The 18,942-nt window shown below is 38.2% G+C and carries 14 protein-coding genes and 5 tRNA genes; 3 read left to right on the top strand and 16 right to left on the bottom strand.

Features of this window, described 5'->3' with window-relative positions; all coding sequences use genetic code 11:
* Nucleotides 1-131 precede the first annotated feature (131 nt).
* A complete protein-coding gene (locus ORI89_RS00110; protein ID WP_268228387.1) occupies nt 132-953 on the bottom strand; it encodes an SDR family oxidoreductase in 822 nt (273 codons plus the stop codon).
* Nucleotides 954-1,103: 150 nt separating this feature from the next.
* On the opposite strand from ORI89_RS00110, the gene ORI89_RS00115 reads away from it, so the two are divergent.
* Nucleotides 1,104-2,096, top strand: a complete 993-nt coding sequence (locus ORI89_RS00115) for a sugar kinase (protein WP_268228388.1) — start codon at nt 1,104-1,106, stop codon at nt 2,094-2,096.
* A 12-nt stretch (nt 2,097-2,108) separates the two neighbouring features.
* Complete coding sequence (locus ORI89_RS00120) at nt 2,109-2,756, top strand: bifunctional 4-hydroxy-2-oxoglutarate aldolase/2-dehydro-3-deoxy-phosphogluconate aldolase (RefSeq protein ID WP_268228389.1); 648 nt, start codon at nt 2,109-2,111, stop codon at nt 2,754-2,756.
* 74 nt (nt 2,757-2,830) lie between these two features.
* On the opposite strand, the gene rpoC is transcribed toward ORI89_RS00120, so the two are convergent.
* The 15 genes from rpoC to ORI89_RS00195 all read right to left on the bottom strand — a co-directional run bounded on the left by rpoC (nt 2,831) and on the right by ORI89_RS00195 (nt 17,431).
* Complete coding sequence (rpoC, locus tag ORI89_RS00125) at nt 2,831-7,108, bottom strand: DNA-directed RNA polymerase subunit beta' (protein ID WP_268228390.1); 4,278 nt, start codon at nt 7,106-7,108, stop codon at nt 2,831-2,833.
* A gap of 72 nt (nt 7,109-7,180) precedes the next feature.
* Complete coding sequence (rpoB, locus tag ORI89_RS00130; RefSeq protein WP_268228391.1) at nt 7,181-10,990, bottom strand: DNA-directed RNA polymerase subunit beta; 3,810 nt, start codon at nt 10,988-10,990, stop codon at nt 7,181-7,183.
* A 162-nt stretch (nt 10,991-11,152) separates the two neighbouring features.
* Complete coding sequence (rplL, locus tag ORI89_RS00135) at nt 11,153-11,530, bottom strand: 50S ribosomal protein L7/L12 (RefSeq protein ID WP_268228392.1); 378 nt, start codon at nt 11,528-11,530, stop codon at nt 11,153-11,155.
* 75 nt (nt 11,531-11,605) lie between these two features.
* Complete coding sequence (gene rplJ / locus ORI89_RS00140) at nt 11,606-12,124, bottom strand: 50S ribosomal protein L10 (protein ID WP_268228393.1); 519 nt, start codon at nt 12,122-12,124, stop codon at nt 11,606-11,608.
* 2 nt (nt 12,125-12,126) lie between these two features.
* A complete protein-coding gene (rplA, locus tag ORI89_RS00145; protein WP_268228394.1) occupies nt 12,127-12,825 on the bottom strand; it encodes a 50S ribosomal protein L1 in 699 nt (232 codons plus the stop codon).
* 22 nt (nt 12,826-12,847) lie between these two features.
* Entirely contained in the window at nt 12,848-13,291 is a 444-nt protein-coding gene (gene rplK / locus ORI89_RS00150; RefSeq protein ID WP_268228395.1) for a 50S ribosomal protein L11, read from the bottom strand.
* 180 nt (nt 13,292-13,471) lie between these two features.
* Nucleotides 13,472-14,506 carry a glycoside hydrolase family 18 protein gene (locus ORI89_RS00155; protein ID WP_268228396.1) on the bottom strand — a complete coding sequence of 345 codons (1,035 nt, stop codon included), beginning with the start codon at nt 14,504-14,506 and terminating at the stop codon, nt 13,472-13,474.
* 181 nt (nt 14,507-14,687) lie between these two features.
* Nucleotides 14,688-15,233 carry a transcription termination/antitermination protein NusG gene (gene nusG, locus ORI89_RS00160; RefSeq protein WP_268228397.1) on the bottom strand — a complete coding sequence of 182 codons (546 nt, stop codon included), beginning with the start codon at nt 15,231-15,233 and terminating at the stop codon, nt 14,688-14,690.
* Between the two features lie 18 nt (nt 15,234-15,251).
* Entirely contained in the window at nt 15,252-15,446 is a 195-nt protein-coding gene (gene secE / locus ORI89_RS00165; protein WP_268228398.1) for a preprotein translocase subunit SecE, read from the bottom strand.
* A gap of 23 nt (nt 15,447-15,469) precedes the next feature.
* A tRNA-Trp gene (locus ORI89_RS00170) sits at nt 15,470-15,541 on the bottom strand.
* Between the two features lie 160 nt (nt 15,542-15,701).
* Nucleotides 15,702-16,889, bottom strand: a complete 1,188-nt coding sequence (gene tuf / locus ORI89_RS00175; RefSeq protein ID WP_268228399.1) for an elongation factor Tu — start codon at nt 16,887-16,889, stop codon at nt 15,702-15,704.
* A gap of 73 nt (nt 16,890-16,962) precedes the next feature.
* Nucleotides 16,963-17,034, bottom strand: a tRNA-Thr gene (locus ORI89_RS00180).
* A 93-nt stretch (nt 17,035-17,127) separates the two neighbouring features.
* Nucleotides 17,128-17,200, bottom strand: a tRNA-Gly gene (locus tag ORI89_RS00185).
* A 49-nt stretch (nt 17,201-17,249) separates the two neighbouring features.
* Nucleotides 17,250-17,330 (bottom strand) — tRNA-Tyr (locus ORI89_RS00190).
* Nucleotides 17,331-17,355: 25 nt separating this feature from the next.
* Nucleotides 17,356-17,431, bottom strand: a tRNA-Thr gene (locus ORI89_RS00195).
* Between the two features lie 311 nt (nt 17,432-17,742).
* On the opposite strand from ORI89_RS00195, the gene ORI89_RS00200 reads away from it, so the two are divergent.
* On the top strand, nt 17,743-18,903 hold the full coding sequence (locus ORI89_RS00200) for a BamA/TamA family outer membrane protein (protein WP_268228400.1): 1,161 nt from the start codon (nt 17,743-17,745) through the stop codon (nt 18,901-18,903).
* Nucleotides 18,904-18,942: the final 39 nt, after the last annotated feature.

Here is an 18,942-nt window from a genome sequence, read left to right on the forward strand (position 1 = left end):
GAATATTACGCACATCCATATTATAGTCCACAATAATTAATTATATATCTTTTATACTTATAGTTTTCTTGTATTTGAAAGTGTCGATCGCAATGACTATACTAGCTAATTACAATTGTGATAGGAAACTATTATACCCCACACCAAGTATTAAACCCACCATCTACAAATATCGTTTCGCCTGTTACAAAGGCCGATGCGTCACTTAACAAATAAACCAAAGTACCTTCTAACTCGGAAGGATCTCCCAGTCGTGAATAAGGTGTCCCGGAAATAAAACGCTGTGCCCGCTCCGTATATCCACCTTTACCGTCAGTCAATAAATTACGATTTTGATCTGTTAAGAATACACCCGGTGCAATGGCATTCACCCTTACTTTGTCTCCGTATCTTAATGCCATTTCGGTTGCCATCCATTTAGTAAACCCGTCAATACCATGCTTAGCCACTGTATAGCCTAACACTCTTGTTAATGGCCTGCTAGCTGCTAACGAAGATATATTAATAATCGCTCCTTTTCCTTTATTGGCGAGAACCTCTCCAAATATTAAAGTTGGAATAATAGTTCCATATAAATTCAATTCTATAGCTTTGATCGTATCACCGATCTTATTATTAAAAATATCATCATCAGGCCCTATAGTTGCTCCTGGTATATTTCCCCCCGCTGCATTAACCAAAGCGTCAATCGTTCCCCATTTTCCTAATATATCTTCTTTAGCTTGGCGCATAGAATTCTCATCCATTACATCTGCGGATATTGCTAAGCCTTCTCCGCCCAAACTTTCTACAAGTTTAACCCGCTCATCTGCTTTTGCTTTATCTCTACCGATAATACACACTTTAGCTCCAGCCTCTGCCAAAGCTTTAACAAAGTTTTTCCCTAGAACTCCAGTCCCACCTGTAACTACTATAATTTTTCCTTTTAAAGAAAATTGATCGATAACACTCATAATTGATTATATTATATAACATCAATAATAACGATATCCTTGCATTTTTTCAATTTATTGATTAATAGAATTAACGATAACGATTTCGTAAGGAGTGTTCCTTTTTTAAAAAAATAACAGTACTTTGCTTATTTAAAACGAAATACTATTATGAATGCTATCCTCTCATTTGGTGAGATATTGATCAGACAGCAAAGTTTAGGGGATTCTTTTTTTGAATCTCCTAAAAACCAACTAGAAATATTCCCTGGCGGTTCGGAAGCAAATGTTGCAGCTTCTTTAGGACAGATGGGCAATACAACTTATTACTGCAGTGCTTTCCCTAAAAATGCGCTTTCGGAAGAAATACTGGCCATATTAAATAAATTAGATGTAGATACTTCAAAAGTTATTCAAACAGGAGATAGAATAGGCTCTTATCTCTTGCTATCTGCAAACGGGCTGACAAAAGGCGAAGTCATCTATGATCGTAAATACTCGAGCTTTAGCTTACTCACTGCTGAGGATATAGATATGAACAAGCTTTTTGAAGGCGTAACATGGTTACATTGGACAGCACTAACACCAGCATTAAATCAAAACATAGCTGATATAATGGCCAGTATACTAAAAGAGGCATCGAATAGAAATATTTACATTTCAGTGGATTTAAATTACAGAAGTAAGCTCTGGCAATACGGTAAAAAACCCATAGAAATCATGCCAGAATTAATCAATTATTGCGACGTAATCATGGGAAATATTTGGGCAGCAAATGTTATGCTTGGCATCAGCGTTGATCCTGACTTTGATAGAAATACTTCCCAAGAGGTTTATATAGAAGCATCCAAAAAATCTGCCAAATCTATCTTTGCTGCTTATCCGAAATGTAAACACGTAGCAAATACATTTCGATTTATGGATCACCCCACTCATAATCTTTTTTATGCAACATACCATACCCCAGAAGAAGATGTGTGCTCACAAACACACGAAACTCAAGAAGTGGTGGATCGTATAGGCAGTGGAGATGCTTTCATGGCCGGCTTAATCCATGCTTTAGTGAATAATTTCTCGCCCGCAAAAATTATAGAAACCGCTACAAATGCAGGGTTTCAAAAACTATTTATTAAAGGTGACTTTGGCGATGGTCAATACAACTAAAAAATATTTTTTATGAATAATATATTACAAAAACTGGGACAAGTACCCAGTATTCCTGTTTTCTATCATGATGATAGTAATCGATGTATACAAATTATACAAGCTGTATATGACGGAGGTATACGTCTTTTTGAGTTTGTTAATCGGGGCGACAAAGCCCTTGAAAACTTTAAGATTTTAATAGAGTATAAAAACAAATATCTTCCGGAACTCACATTAGGAATCGGGACTATCAAAACAGCTGATGAAGCAAGGTCTTTTTTAGATGCTGGTGCTGAGTTTCTTGTTAGCCCGATTGTATCAGAAAGTATTGCGCAGGTAGCAAAAGAAAGAAATGTATTATGGATTCCTGGCTGCATGACCCCGACAGAGATAGCCTTAGCTGAACAATTAAATGCACCATTGGTTAAGTTATTCCCTGGAGATACACTCGGACCTTCATTCCTTAAAGCTATTAAACCTTTATTTAGACATACACTTTTCATGCCCACAGGCGGTGTCAATGTGGAAGAAAGCAATATCAAGGCCTGGTTTGACGCAGGGGTTTATGCCGTAGGATTAGGTTCGAAATTGTTTGAAGAACCGATCGGCGCCACTGATCTTAAGTGGTTAACTGAGCGCTGCGAAAAACTTGTAGCTTGGGCACGGAACAAACAATAACGCTTTTAAAATATTGAATAAAAAAAACAGGGTAGTGAAAATCACTACCCTGTTTTAGTTTAATATTAAGATACTTAATCTTCTTCTTTCGAAGCTAATAATTGATCGTACTCTTCACGTGACCCCACGATAATATTACCGTAGTCGCGTAAACCTGTACCTGATGGAATCAAGTGACCAACAATTACGTTTTCTTTAAGACCTAATAAATCGTCACGTTTACCAGCAATAGCTGCCTCGTTCAACACTTTCGTAGTTTCCTGGAATGATGCTGCTGAGATAAACGATTTCGTTCCTAAAGAAGCTCTTGTAATACCTTGCAACAACGGACTAGAAGTAGCAGGGATTGCATCACGAACTTCTACAAGTTTCAAATCCTGACGTTTCAATAATGAGTTCTCTTCACGTAATCTACGTAAGGTAACAATCTGCCCAGGGCGTAATTCTTTAGAATCACCGGACTCGACGATAACCTTCTTATCAAATAGTGAATCGTTCTCCTCCATGAAGTCCCATTTATTAACGGCTTCTTTTTCTAAGAATATCGTATCTCCTGGATCTTCAATATTTACTTTCTGCATCATCTGGTGAACGATCGTTTCAAAATGTTTATCGTTAATTTTCACACCTTGCAGGCGGTAAACTTCTTGAATACCGTTTACAATATATTCTTGAACAGCTGCTGGCCCTTTAATAGAAAGAATATCAGCTGGCGAAGTAGAACCGTCAGATAAAGGCATACCCGCTTTAACGAAGTCATTATCCTGAACTAGAATATGCTTAGACAATGGTACTAAGTACTTCTTAATCTGCCCATCTCTAGATTCTATAGATATTTCACGGTTACCACGTTTAATACCTCCTAAAGTTACTACACCATCAATCTCTGTTACAACAGCTGGGTTTGAAGGATTACGTGCTTCAAATAATTCTGTTACACGTGGAAGACCACCTGTAATATCTCGTGTTTTACCTGTTGCACGAGGTATTTTAGCTAAAATAGTACCTTCTTTTATTTTCTGTCCATCTTGTACGGAAACGTGCGCTCCCACAGGAATGTTATATGTACGTAAAGTATCGGCAGCTAAATCCGTAATTCGGATAGCAGGGTTCTTTGTTTTATCTCTTGTTTCGATAATAACTTTTTCCTTGTGCCCAGTCTGCTCGTCCGATTCATCACGGAAGGTTACACCTTCAATAATCGCATCAAACTCAATTTTACCAGAGAACTCAGAAATAATCACCGCATTATATGGATCCCAATCCACTAACAGCTTACCTTTTTCTACCGTATCGCCTTCATTAACATACAAGTTTGCACCGTATGGTATAATTTGATGGAACAATACTTTTTTATCTTCGTTAACAATACGAAGCTCGCCTGAACGTCCTATAACAACCTGGTAAGGTCCATCTTCTCCCTCTTTGGCAACAGAACGAATGTTCTCAAACTCAAGCTTACCACTATACTTCGCAATTACCGTAGAGTCTGCAGCAATATTGGAAGCTGTACCACCCACGTGGAACGTACGAAGTGTCAACTGTGTTCCTGGCTCTCCGACTGACTGTGCAGCAATTACCCCTACAGCTTCACCTAATTGAACACGTTTTCCTGACGCTAAATTACGTCCATAACAACATGCACAAACTCCACGCTTAGATTCACATGTCAATACCGAACGTATATCTACCCCTTCAATGCCTGCTTCTTCAATAGCTGTTGCCACCTCTTCAGTAATATCTTCGTTAGCTGCAACAATAAGTTCACCTGTTTCTGGATGATGTACATCATTAAGTGGTGTACGACCTAAAATACGATCATACAACGGTTCAACGATATCATCATTTTCTTTCAATGCAGTTTTGTAGATACCTCTCAAACCAGAACAATCTTGCTCAACTACAATCATGTCTTGAGCAACGTCATGAAGACGACGTGTTAGATAACCTGCATCGGCTGTTTTAAGAGCCGTATCCGCAAGACCTTTACGTGCACCGTGCGTAGAGATAAAGTATTCGAGTACGGATAACCCTTCTTTAAAGTTTGATAAAATCGGGTTTTCAATAATCTCACCACCTGAAGTTCCTGATTTCTGAGGCTTGGCCATCAAACCACGCATTCCGCATAACTGACGAATCTGCTCTTTCGATCCCCTTGCACCAGAGTCCAACATCATATAAACAGAGTTAAATCCTTCGTTATCACTGGATAAAATCTCCATAACGTGAGATGTTAACTTATTGTTGATACGTGTCCAAATATCAATAATCTGATTATAACGCTCGTTGTTTGTAATGAAACCCATGTTATAGTTACCCATAACTTCTTCCACTTCATTTGTAGCTTGCGTAATAAGATCAGCTTTAGCAGCTGGGATATTTAAGTCTTGTAAGTTAAAGGATAGACCACCTTTGAAAGCTGTCTCGAATCCTAAATCTTTCATATCATCCAAGAATTGTGCAGCACGGGCCATACCTGTGTTCTTCACAATCTCACCAATTACATTACGTAAAGATTTCTTCGTCAACAATTCATTGATAAACCCAACCTCTTCCGGAACAATTTGGTTAAATATCACACGACCTACAGTTGTATCGATTATATAATCTGAGAACTGTCCGTCTTTGCTTCTATTTCTAGTTTTAACCTTTATATAAGCATGTAAATCTATTTCATTCTCATTCAAGGCAATAATTACCTCTTCTGGAGAATAAAATGTCATTCCTTCACCTCTAACTGGATGTTCTGGTGTTGATTTACGGCCTTTAGTAATATAATAAAGACCTAAAACCATATCCTGAGAAGGAACAGTAACTGGTGATCCGTTCGCCGGATTCAGAATGTTGTGTGACGCTAACATTAACACTTGCGCTTCCAAAATTGCAGCATTACCTAAAGGCAAATGCACGGCCATCTGGTCACCATCAAAGTCGGCGTTGAACGCTGTACACACTAATGGGTGTAACTGAATAGCTTTACCTTCGATCAATGTAGGCTGAAATGCCTGAATACCTAAACGGTGAAGAGTAGGAGCACGGTTTAACAACACCGGGTGGCCTTTCAACACGTTTTCCAAGATATCCCAAACTACCGGATCTTTACGGTCAACAATCTTTTTAGCTGACTTAACAGTTTTTACAATACCACGTTCGATCATCTTACGGATGATAAACGGCTTGTAAAGTTCGGCAGCCATGTCCTTAGGTATACCACACTCATGCAATTTTAAGTGAGGTCCAACTACAATAACCGAACGGGCAGAGTAGTCAACACGTTTACCTAATAAGTTTTGACGGAAACGACCTTGCTTACCTTTTAAGATATCAGAAAGTGATTTCAACGCACGGTTACCTTCAGTTTTCACTGCATTCACCTTACGTGAGTTATCAAATAACGAATCCACCGCTTCTTGAAGCATACGTTTTTCGTTACGCAATATTACTTCTGGAGCTTTAATCTCAATTAAACGCTTCAAACGGTTGTTACGGATGATAACACGACGATAAAGGTCGTTCAAATCAGATGTCGCAAAACGGCCACCATCTAAAGGTACTAGAGGACGTAATTCAGGTGGAATGATAGGAACAATTTTCACAATCATCCATTCCGGACGGTTCTCTACGCGTGTATTTGCTCCACGGAAAGCTTCCACAACATGTAGACGCTTCAACGCTTCGTTTTTACGCTGTTGTGAAGTTTCGTTTGCAGCTTGATGACGTAGGTCGTAAGAAAGTTGATCTAAGTCGATGCGCTTTAACAACTCCTCCATAGCCTCAGCTCCCATCTTAGCGATGAACTTCTGCGGGTCATTGTCATCTAAATATTGATTTTCTTTCGGTAAAGTATCAAGGATATCCAGATACTCTTCTTCCGTCAAGAAATCCATATAATTAATGCCATCATCTTCTTTAACACCTGCTTGAATTACAACATATCTTTCGTAATAGATAATCATATCCAAACGCTTAGTCGGAAGACCTAGCAAATAACCAATTTTATTAGGTAGGGAACGGAAGTACCATATATGAGCAACCGGAACGACCAAACTGATATGTCCCATACGCTCACGACGTACTTTTTTCTCGGTAACCTCAACACCACAACGGTCACAAACAATCCCCTTATAACGGATACGTTTGTATTTACCACAGTGACATTCGTAGTCTTTTACCGGGCCAAAAATGCGCTCGCAAAACAAGCCATCGCGTTCCGGTTTATATGTACGATAGTTAATCGTCTCTGGTTTAGTAACCTCACCGCTAGAACGCTCAAGAATAGTTTCTGGAGAAGCTAAGCTGATCGTAATTGATGTAAAATTACTTTTAATTTTGTGATCTTTTTTGTAAGACATACTTTTCAAAAAGTTAAAGCTGTATGTAAAGAGCTTAAGAAGTGTCAAGACACTTCTTAAGCTTCTGCTTGATTAATCCAATGTGATATCTAAACCTAAGCCGCGCAATTCGTGTACCAATACATTAAATGATTCAGGTACCGATGGTGTAGGAAGATTATTACCTTTAACGATTGCTTCGTAAGTTTTGGCACGACCGATAACATCATCAGATTTCACAGTTAAGATTTCTTGTAGAATATTAGATGCACCGAATGCTTCTAATGCCCACACCTCCATCTCTCCAAAACGCTGACCACCGAATTGTGCCTTACCACCTAATGGTTGCTGAGTAATCAATGAGTACGGGCCAATAGAACGTGCGTGCATTTTGTCATCTACCATGTGTCCTAATTTCAACATGTAAATCACACCTACTGTCGTCGGTTGGTCAAAACGCTCACCTGTTAATCCGTTATATAGATATGTTCTACCAGACATCGGTAAGCCTGCTTTTGCCACCCATTCTTCTACCTCATCCATCTCAGCTCCATCGAAGATCGGTGTTGCAAATTTAACACCTAGCTTTTGTCCTGCCCATCCTAAAACAGTTTCGTAAATCTGTCCCAAGTTCATACGAGAAGGAACACCAAGTGGGTTAAGAACGATATCAACAGGCGTTCCGTCTTCTAAGAACGGCATATCCTCATCACGTACAATACGGGCAACTATACCTTTATTACCGTGACGACCGGCCATCTTATCTCCTACTTTCAACTTACGTTTTTTCGCTACATAAACTTTAGCCATCTGAACAATTCCCGAAGGCAGTTCATCACCCACTGAAATAGCAAATTTTTCACGTTTGAAAGCACCTAGCTCTTCATTAATTTTGATATTATAATAATGAAGCGTCAATTTAATTAGCTCATTTTTATCCTCATCTGTTGTCCAACCTGTTGGATTAATATGTGCATAATCCAAATCTGTTAAGATCTTCAGTGTGAACTTAGCTCCTTTCGGTACTAAAAGCTCTCTGTACACGTTGAAAACACCTTGGCTCGTTTTACCATTTACAATTGTAAATAATTTCTCTACCAAACGTTCTTTCAACTGTTTTACAGCCTTATCATGTCCAACCTCAAGTTTATCAAGAGCTTTACGTTCAACATCCTTAGACATTTTCTTCGCCCGCGAGAACAACTTCGTATCAATAACCACACCTTTTAATGAAGGTGATGCTTTCAATGAAGCGTCTTTTACGTCGCCTGCTTTGTCTCCGAAAATTGCACGTAATAACTTCTCTTCAGGGGAAGGATCTGACTCACCTTTCGGCGTAATCTTACCTATCAAAATGTCGCCACCATTTACCTCAGCCCCAACACGGATAATACCGTTTTCATCTAAGTCTTTTGTAGCTTCTTCTGATACGTTAGGAATATCTGCAGTCAATTCTTCTTCACCGCGTTTTGTGTCACGTACTTCAAGTTCAAACTCTTCAATATGTAAAGAAGTAAACAAGTCTTGCGAAACAACACGCTCAGAAATTACAATAGCATCCTCAAAGTTATATCCCTGCCAAGGCATGAATGCTACTTTCAAGTTACGACCTAAAGCTAATTCACCTTTTTCAGTTGCATAGCCTTCACACAACACCTGTCCTTTAACAACTTTCTCACCTTTCTTAACAATTGGTTGTAAGTTGATACAAGTATTCTGGTTAGTCTTCTTGAACTTTGTCAAACGATACGTTTTGATTTCATTATCAAATGATACTAAACGGTCGTCATCTGTATATTCGTAACGAATTTTAATCTCGTTAGCGTCTACATACTCAACAACGCCGTCACCTTCTGCATTGATTAATGTTCTAGAGTCTTTCGCAACGCGCGCCTCTAAACCTGTACCAACAATAGGAGCACTTGCACGCAACAAAGGCACTGCCTGACGTTGCATGTTCGATCCCATCAACGCACGGTTGGCGTCATCATGCTCCAAGAAAGGAATCAAAGAAGCAGCAATTGATGTAATTTGATTAGGAGAAACGTCCATAAAGTCCAAACGTTCAGGTTCGATAATAGGGAAGTCACCTTCGTATCTAGCTTTTACTTTCGGATCAAGGAAGTTTCCTTTATCATCATATTGTGCATTTGCCTGAGCAATTGTTTTATCATCTTCGTCCTCTGCTGATAAGTACACCACTGGCTCATCAACTACAACCTTACCATCTTTAACTTTACGGTATGGTGTTTCAATAAAGCCTAAGTTATTAATTTTAGCATGTACAGCTAACGAAGAAATTAGACCGATATTTGGCCCCTCAGGTGTTTCAATTGTACACAAACGACCGTAGTGCGTATAGTGAACGTCACGCACCTCGAAACCTGCACGTTCACGCGAAAGACCACCTGGGCCTAAAGCTGATAAACGACGTTTATGTGTAATCTCTGCCAATGGATTCGTTTGATCCATGAACTGAGACAACTGATTTGTTCCAAAGAAAGAATTAATTACAGACGATAACGTACGTGCATTAATTAAATCGGTAGGAGTAAACACCTCGTTGTCCCGAATATTCATACGCTCACGTATTGTACGTGCCATACGGGACAACCCAACACCAAACTGAGCATACAATTGCTCACCTACTGTACGTACACGACGATTAGAAAGGTGGTCAATATCATCTACCTCAGCTCTTGAGTTGATTAGGTTAATTAAATACTTAACAATGGCTATAATATCAGCCCTCGTTAACACTTTTGTTTCGTCCGTCGTATCTAAGCCTAATTTGCGATTAATACGATAACGACCTACATCACCTAAATCATAACGTTTATCTGAGAAGAAAAGGCGATCGATAATTCCACGTGCGGTTTCCTCATCAGGTGGTTCAGCGTTACGCAACTGACGGTAGATATGCTCCACCGCTTCTTTCTCAGAGTTAGACGTATCTTTCTGTAATGTATTATATATGATAGAGTAGTCTGCGTTATTTGAAGCTTCTTCTTTTACTAAAATAAGAACTTTAACGCCTGCATCGATAATCAAATCAATATGATCTTCCTCTATTACTGTTTCTCTCTCTAAGATAATTTCGTTACGATCGATAGATACAACTTCACCGGTGTCCTCATCTACAAAATCTTCGATCCACTTTTTCAATACTCTGGCAGCCAAACGGCGTCCCACGTATTTCTTAAGTCCAGATTTACTTACTTTTACTTCATCTGCAAGATCGAATAGTTCTAAGATATCTTTATCAGAATCATAACCGATCGCGCGTAATAAAGTAGTAACTGGGAATTTCTTTTTACGGTCGATATAAGCATACATCACGTTATTAACGTCTGTTGCAAATTCGATCCAAGATCCTTTAAAAGGAATGACCCTTGCAGAATAAAGTTTAGTACCATTTGTGTGTCTACTCTGACCGAAAAACACACCAGGAGAACGATGTAGCTGAGAAACAATTACACGCTCGGCGCCGTTAATAACAAACGTACCTTTTGGAGTCATGTAAGGAATTGTTCCTAAATAAACATCCTGAACAATAGTCTCGAAGTCTTCGTGCTCTTCATCATTACAAGACAACTTCAATTTGGCCTTTAAAGGCACACTATAAGTTAGTCCACGCTCAATACATTCTTGGATGTCATAGCGTGGTGGATCGATAAAATAATCCAAAAACTCTAGTACAAAGATGTTTCTTGAATCAGAAATAGGGAAGTTTTCTGAGAAAACCTTGAACAGCCCTTCCTGATGGCGATTGTCAGAAGTAGTTTCTAATTGAAAAAACTCCATGAAAGATTGTAATTGCACATCTAAGAAATCGGGATAGTCTATCACCCGTTTACTTATAGCAAAATTCACTCTTTCGTTTTGAATATTATTGTTTGCCAAGGGAATAAGATTTTTAGTTTAAAAAAACTGAGCCAACTATGCTGTATTCATTTTATTGTCAAATGTCAGCATCCATTTGACATGTGTTGTAATATAAACAGGAATAGACTCTGGCAAAATATTGACAGAGTCTAAACCTTTTAGGTGCTTTAGTATGTGAGACTACTTGATCTCAACAACAGCTCCAGCTTCTTCTAATTGTTTTTTCAACGCTTCAGCTTCGTCTTTAGAAACGCCAGCTTTCAACTCTTTAGGAGCGCCGTCAACTAGATCTTTAGCTTCTTTCAAGCCTAATCCAGCTAAATCTTTAACCAATTTAACTACTGCTAATTTCGATCCACCAGCTTCTTTCAAGATAACGTCAAATGAAGTTTTCTCTTCAGCAGCACCAGCACCACCTTCAGCAGGAGCAGCAGCAACTGCAACAGCAGCAGCAGCAGGCTCGATACCATACTCATCTTTTAAGATATCAGCTAATTCTTTAACTTCTTTTACCGTTAAGTTAACTAACTGTTCAGCAAGTTGTTTTAAATCTGCCATTTTATTTTGAATTTTTGAATGTTCTTAAATATTGTTTTTAATTAATACACGAACTTTTAATGACAAGGTCGTTCGTTAACCTCTTTCTTCTAAAGCTTTTACTAAACCTGAAATAGTATTTCCACCTGATTGAAGTGCTGAAATAACATTCTTCGCAGGAGATTGAAGTAAAGCGATAACGTCTGCAATAAGCTCTTCTTTAGATTTAAGATTAACTAACGAATTAAGTTGATCATCACCTATGAATGCTGTTTCTTGGATGTAAGCTGCTTTTAAAAGAGGCTTATCTCCTGCTTTACGTAATTCTTTAATCAATTTCGCTGGTGCATTTGCTGTCTCAGCGAACATTAGCGTTGAAGCACCTTTAAGTACTCCTGCTAATTCTTCTGTATCAACACCTGCTTCGATAAGCGCTTTCTTGATCAAAGTGTTTTTAACAACTTTGATTTCGATATTGTTTTCGAAACATTTGCGACGGATACCATTTACTTTTTCAACAGACAAATCAGCAGTATCGGTAATATAGAAGTTACCGTAAGATTTAATCTGCTCGGCCAAAGCTTGAACAATTTCTTGTTTATCTTCTTTTCTCATGATTAAATTCCTGCTACTGATTTAGTCTCCACATGAATCCCTGGACTCATTGTTGAAGAGATGTAAATACTTTTAAAGTATGTCCCTTTTGCTGCTGAAGGTTTCAAACGAGAGATAGTTTGTAATACCTCTAATGCGTTTTCATATAACTTCTCTGCCGGGAACGACGCTTTACCCACTGAAGTATGGATGATTCCTGTTTTATCAACCTTGAAATCAATCTTACCGCCTTTAACGTCTGTTACAGCTTTACCCACATCAGGAGTAACTGTACCCGTTTTCGGGTTAGGCATCAAGTTTCTAGGACCTAAAATACGTCCTAATTTACCAACTTTAGCCATAACGCTAGGCATAGTAATAATGATATCAACGTCAGTCCAACCACCTTCTATTTTGCTGATATAATCGTCAAGACCTACATAGTCTGCACCAGCTGCCTTAGCTTCTTCTTCCTTATCAGGAGTACATAAAACTAAAACACGCACGGTCTTACCAGTACCATGTGGTAATGTTGCAATACCACGAACCATTTGATTTGCTTTACGAGGATCTACGCCTAAACGAACGTCGATATCCACGGAAGCGTCAAACTTAGTCATCGTAATCTCTTTCACCAAAGCTGATGCTTCTTGTAAAGTATACGATCTACCAGCTTCAATTTTGGATAGTGCCGCTTTTTGATTTTTTGTTAATCTAGCCACTTTCTTAAACTGATTTCGTTAATTAATTGTTCCAAGGAGCATTACCTGACACGGTAATCCCCATACTACGTGCTGTACCAGCTACCATCTTCATAGCAGCTTCTACAGTAAATGCATTTAAATCAGGCATTTTATCTTTAGCGATAACCTCAACTTGCTCCCAAGTAACAGAAGCAACTTTTTTACGGTTAGGCTCTCCAGATCCACTTTTTACTTTTGTAGCATCTTTTAATTGAACAGCTACAGGTGGAGTCTTGATGATAAAATCAAAAGATTTATCGGCATAAACTGTAATGACAACAGGTAATACTTGTCCTGGTTTGTCTTGCGTACGGGCGTTGAACTGTTTACAGAAATCCATAATATTCACACCTTTCGCACCTAAAGCAGGTCCTACTGGTGGCGATGGATTTGCAGCTCCGCCTTTAACTTGTAATTTTACTAACGCACTGACTTCTTTTGCCATTTTGTTTTGAATTTAATTGTTAAATGTTTGTTAGTAAGTTGGAAGCATTATAACGTAACATTTACATTTTTCGCCAGTAGTTTCAATATTTGATACAACCAAACGAGGTGCAAAGATAATAGGTTTTTTTATATAAAAAAAGTTTATCGCCGAAATATTCTATATTAATCAAAAATAAGTTTATTTCCTGTACAAACTATTATACAGAGCTTTCGATAAATCAAGTTTATCATTATCTGCAAAAAACTCCCAATACATCCCCCCTAGCAATCCACGTTTGCGTATATATTCACCTTTTATACCTATAGATTTTACATTTTCAAAAGTTAGTACCAACTCCCCTTTACTATCTACCAAATAAGGCACTTTTGCGATGTCATCCCATCGCTCTTCAAAATTTGAAAACTTATCAATATCTCTGAAAAGAACATAATCCGAAGTTTGTTTCTTATCCCCTCGGCCATAAAATGGAACACCTAGAACTAATTTATTTAGAGGAACACCGGCTTTCAAGTGCGCTTCGACCGCCTCTTCTGCTGTCACACGTCCAGAAAGTACTGAACGTCTCAGTGCCGAATGATGAAGTGATGGTTTACTAACATCATACATCATTACATTCACAAAATCTATATACGGATTAATATCTACAAAGTTAACATACTTAGCATCTGCAATAGTAGCCAATGTTAGAAGCTTGGCATTTCCTATTTCTTTCCGTATATCACGCATTAATAAAGTAAAATTAGCGACATCGTCCACTCCTGCTGATATCCCAGCCTCCGCACTACTCGGATACTCCCAATCTATATCTACCCCATCTAATGCAAATTCATCGACAATACGCTTACAATCTTTAGCAAAGCTCGTTCTAAAACTATCATCTGCAGCCATCTCACTAAAACGACCAGCTCCCCAACCTCCGATTGAAAGCAAAACTTTCAAATTAGGAGATTTTATTTTTAATTTAACTACCTCTTTCAGTCGTTCCTCATTCGATACGTCCACTCCATCAAATGCTTCATTAACCAATCCAAAAGCATAATTAATATGTGTGATCAAACTTACGTCTGGCAATGGTTTCGTATTAGCGGTAACATAAGAAACAATAATAGGCTCTTGCACGGTTTGAACATACCCTTTCAATGGATATGTAAAAAGAAATACAAACCCCAAAACAAATAAGCGAAAAAATGAATATAAAGCAGGTTTTACCATAAGTTATTAAAATATTAGGTTTATTAATACCCAGTCTCTACTCGTAAAAAACACCACAAGCTCACATAGGTTTTTATAATCAATCTGCTAAATATAATAAAACCAAACCACAGAAAGGCTATCCTCTAAAAAAAAAAGCCTCTCCATAAGGAAAGGCTTTTTAGATGTTCAAAAAAATCTATTATTCTTTTTCGACTTGCATATAGTTAAGTTCTAGAGGAGTCTTACGTCCGAAAACTTTAACCATCACCGTCAGTTTCTTTTTATCTTCGTGTACTTCTTCAATTTCTCCAGTAAATCCATTAAAAGGCCCGTCATTCACTTTTACTGTTTCCCCCACATAGTATGGTACATTCATACTTTCTCCCTGCTCGGCCATTTCGTCTACTTTTCCTAATATACGATTTACTTCTGCCGGGCGTAGTGGAATAGCAATCCCTGATTTATCACCTAAGAATCCGATAACACTATTTAAACCTTTAATAGCGTGTTCTATCTCTCCATCTAAAGCAGCTTCAATCAAAACATAGCCGGGATAATAGTTACGCTCTTTAGCGACCTTTTTCCCATCCCGCATTTGATAATACTTCTCCATCGGTATCAAAACCTGTGGCACCAAATGTTGAATTCCCAAGCGATTAACTTCGGATTCTATATATTGCTTTACCTTCTTCTCTTTTCCACTAACGGCACGAACTACATACCATTTTAACGTTTGATCTGCCATAAAATTTATACTGATATTTTAGGAAGTTATTCCATACAATAGCTCTAGTAGATTACTTGAAGCTTTATCCATCACAAAGATTAACAATGCGATAATAACTGATGCAACAAGCACAACTACGGCCGAGCTCTGTAATTGAGCCCATGTAGGCCAAGTTACTTTTGTTGTAACCTCTACATAAGAGTCTTTAAAAAAATTAAGTACTTTAGCCATTTTAGTTTACCTAAATTATTTTGCACGGGTACAAGGACTCGAACCCTGATCTACGGTTTTGGAGACCGCTATTCTAACCATTGAACTATACCCGTGGATTTTATGATGATGCAAATATAGCGTTTAGAAGCTATTAGAGCAAATATTATTTATCTTTTTTTTACTTATATCCGATATTCTTACAACAGAAAAAAACAAGCTAATCAGCATCAGCTAATTAGCTTGTTTTTATATCTTAGTTAATCTAATGATAGATTAAGCAATGATTTCAGTTACCTGACCAGCACCTACTGTTCTACCACCTTCACGGATAGCGAAACGTAGACCTTTTTCCATAGCGATTGCGTTAATCAATTTAACAGTAATCGTTACGTTATCACCTGGCATAACCATTTCAGTTCCTTCTGGTAACGAGATCTCTCCTGTTACGTCAGTTGTTCTGAAATAGAACTGAGGACGGTATTTGTTAAAGAATGGAGTGTGACGACCACCTTCTGCTTTTGATAAAACGTAAACCTCAGCTTTGAAATCTGTGTGAGGAGTTACTGATCCTGGTTTACAGATAACCATACCACGACGGATATCAGTTTTCTCAATACCACGTAACAATAGTCCTACGTTATCACCAGCTTCACCGTAATCCAAAATTTTACGGAACATCTCAACACCAGTTACTGTAGATTTTAGGTTCTCAGCACCCATACCTAACAACTCAACTGGATCTCCTGAGTTAATTACTCCTCTTTCAATACGTCCTGTTGCAACAGTACCACGACCTGTGATCGAGAATACGTCTTCAACTGGCATCAAGAAAGGAAGATCTGTCAAACGTGGTGGAATTGGAATGTGGTTATCCACAGCATCCATTAATTCCATAATTTTATCAACCCACTGCTCTTCTCCGTTCAAAGCACCTAATGCTGAACCTTTAATTACAGGGATATCGTCTCCAGGGAAGTCATAGAATGATAATAATTCACGGATTTCCATTTCAACTAGTTCTAACAACTCTGGGTCATCAACTAAGTCAGTTTTGTTCATGAAAACAACTAACGCTGGAACACCAACCTGACGAGCTAATAGAATGTGCTCACGAGTTTGAGGCATTGGTCCATCAGTAGCAGCAACTACGATGATAGCTCCGTCCATCTGTGCAGCTCCAGTTACCATGTTCTTAACGTAGTCAGCGTGACCTGGACAGTCAACGTGCGCATAGTGACGATTAGCAGTTTCGTATTCCACATGCGAAGTGTTAATAGTGATTCCACGCTCTTTCTCTTCAGGAGCAGAGTCAATTGAATCAAATGAACGAGCTTCTGAAAAACCTTTATCAGCTAATGTTTTACTGATAGCAGCTGTTGTGGTTGTTTTACCGTGGTCAACGTGACCGATTGTACCTATGTTTAAGTGCGGTTTACTACGGTCAAATTTCTCTTTTGCCATGTTTATGCGAATTAGTAATTATAAATTATTTCTTAATTAATCCTTTATACAAAAATGAACTTTTTGTTTTACGAGCCAAAGATGGGATTTGAACCCACGACCTCTTCCTTACCAAGGAAGTGCTCTACCCCTGAGCTACTTCGGCTTTAAAAAGCCTACTTATAGATAAATGCCTCCCTCTTTATAGTATATTATAGACCAATAAAGACAGAGACTTAAATCGTATATTAAAAAATTGAGCGGAAGACGAGGTTCGAACTCGCGACCTATAGCTTGGAAGGCTATCGCTCTACCAACTGAGCTACTTCCGCTTTTCGTTTTTGGCTCTAGTACCTACTAGAACCAAAAAGCGAGTTGATGTGGGGGGAGAAGGATTCGAACCTTCGAAGCCGAAGCAACGGATTTACAGTCCGTCCCATTTGACCGCTCTGGAACCCCCCCAAACCTGCAAATTTACATTTGCAATTGGAGCCTCCTATCGGAATCGAACCAATGACCTACTGATTACAAGTCAGTTGCTCTACCAGCTGAGCTAAGGAGGCGTTATTTTTATTTTAAAAAATCTCTTTTAAGAACTAACCATCTCTTCGAGATAGCGAGTGCAAAAATCTAATTTTATTTCGACATTTGCAAATCTTTTTTAAAACTTTTTTTTAACCGTGTTAAAGAACTTTTTATCTGCGTCATCCACATTTGTAGTGGGTGATTTTGATGATGCAAAGATAGTCACTCAGACCAAATTTCAAAAATATTTCACAAAAAAATAAACACATTTTAACCATATACTTGATACGCAATGAAATAATTTACATCTTGCGCCTCATTTTTAATAGCAGCATTTAGATTCAAACATATGAAATTAAGTTTTCAACTATATATAGGGCTACTTTTCACGACCACTTGCCTCATACAATCTTCCTTAAAAGCACAAGAAAAAGATGAGAATATTATAAAAAGAACTATAAATAAATTTCTTTCCACGGAAAAAGACTCTACTAGAAGAGGTAGTTTTATGGTCATTCCTGCTGCAGGTTACGCACAAGAGACGGGCTTTGAATATGGATTAGCAAGTGCTTACGATTTTTATCTTGATAAAACAGATATAAATAATCGAACCTCCAATATTTTATTAGTAGGAACGATGACGACTAAACAACAGAAAAACATTAAACTTATCACAGATCTGTGGACAAAAAATAATGATTATCATATTATATCTGAATTGCGCTATCGTGATTGGCCCTTTAGCTACTATGGTTTAGGCTCGCACACTTGGAAAAAAGATGAAGATCGTTTAGACCAAAAGTTATTCAGAGTAAAACTTGACGTAGAAAAAAAGATTGCACCAAAATTTTATGTGGGAGGCAACTTAGGTTATGAGCATTTAAAATTTGCCGATATAGAACCTGGGGGTATATTTGAACAGACAGCGCTTAAAGGGAAGACGGGAGGACAATATTTAAGCATAGGCACCTCTGCTCTATATGATAATAGAGACCGCACCACCTATACTACAAAAGGATACTATGCTCGATTAAAGTATACTTACGCACCTAACTTATGGGGGAAGGAAAATTTCACAGGTAGTCAGCTAGCGGCGGATATTAGAGGTTTTAAGTCTTTTTCTAACAAATTTACTTTAGCAGCTCAAATGCTTTACAAAGGCACTTATGGCAAAAACACACCATTCTATATGCATGAAGACTTAGGTGGCGACATGACTATGAGAGGTTATTATCTTGGTCGATATAAGGACAAAAACTACGCAACGCTGCAATCCGAATTACGGTATAGATTCATGCCTCGTTTTGGTATCACAGGTTTTGCTGCCACCGGAAGTACCTTTTCAAAAGAGCATCAAGCTCGCATGATTAATAGTTTTGGAGGAGGCTTACGTTATTTTTATAGCTTAGAACACAATAGCAGCATACGATTCGATTATGCCATTGGCGAAAAAAGAAAAGGCGAACAAAGGCAATCAGGATTTTACATCAGTGTCAGTGAAGCTTTTTAAACATCACGGGCACTGATATACTGATATAAAATGCAATAA

Origin of the sequence: Sphingobacterium sp. UT-1RO-CII-1, from assembly GCF_026711005.1 — a bacterium.
Lineage (GTDB): Bacteria > Bacteroidota > Bacteroidia > Sphingobacteriales > Sphingobacteriaceae > Sphingobacterium.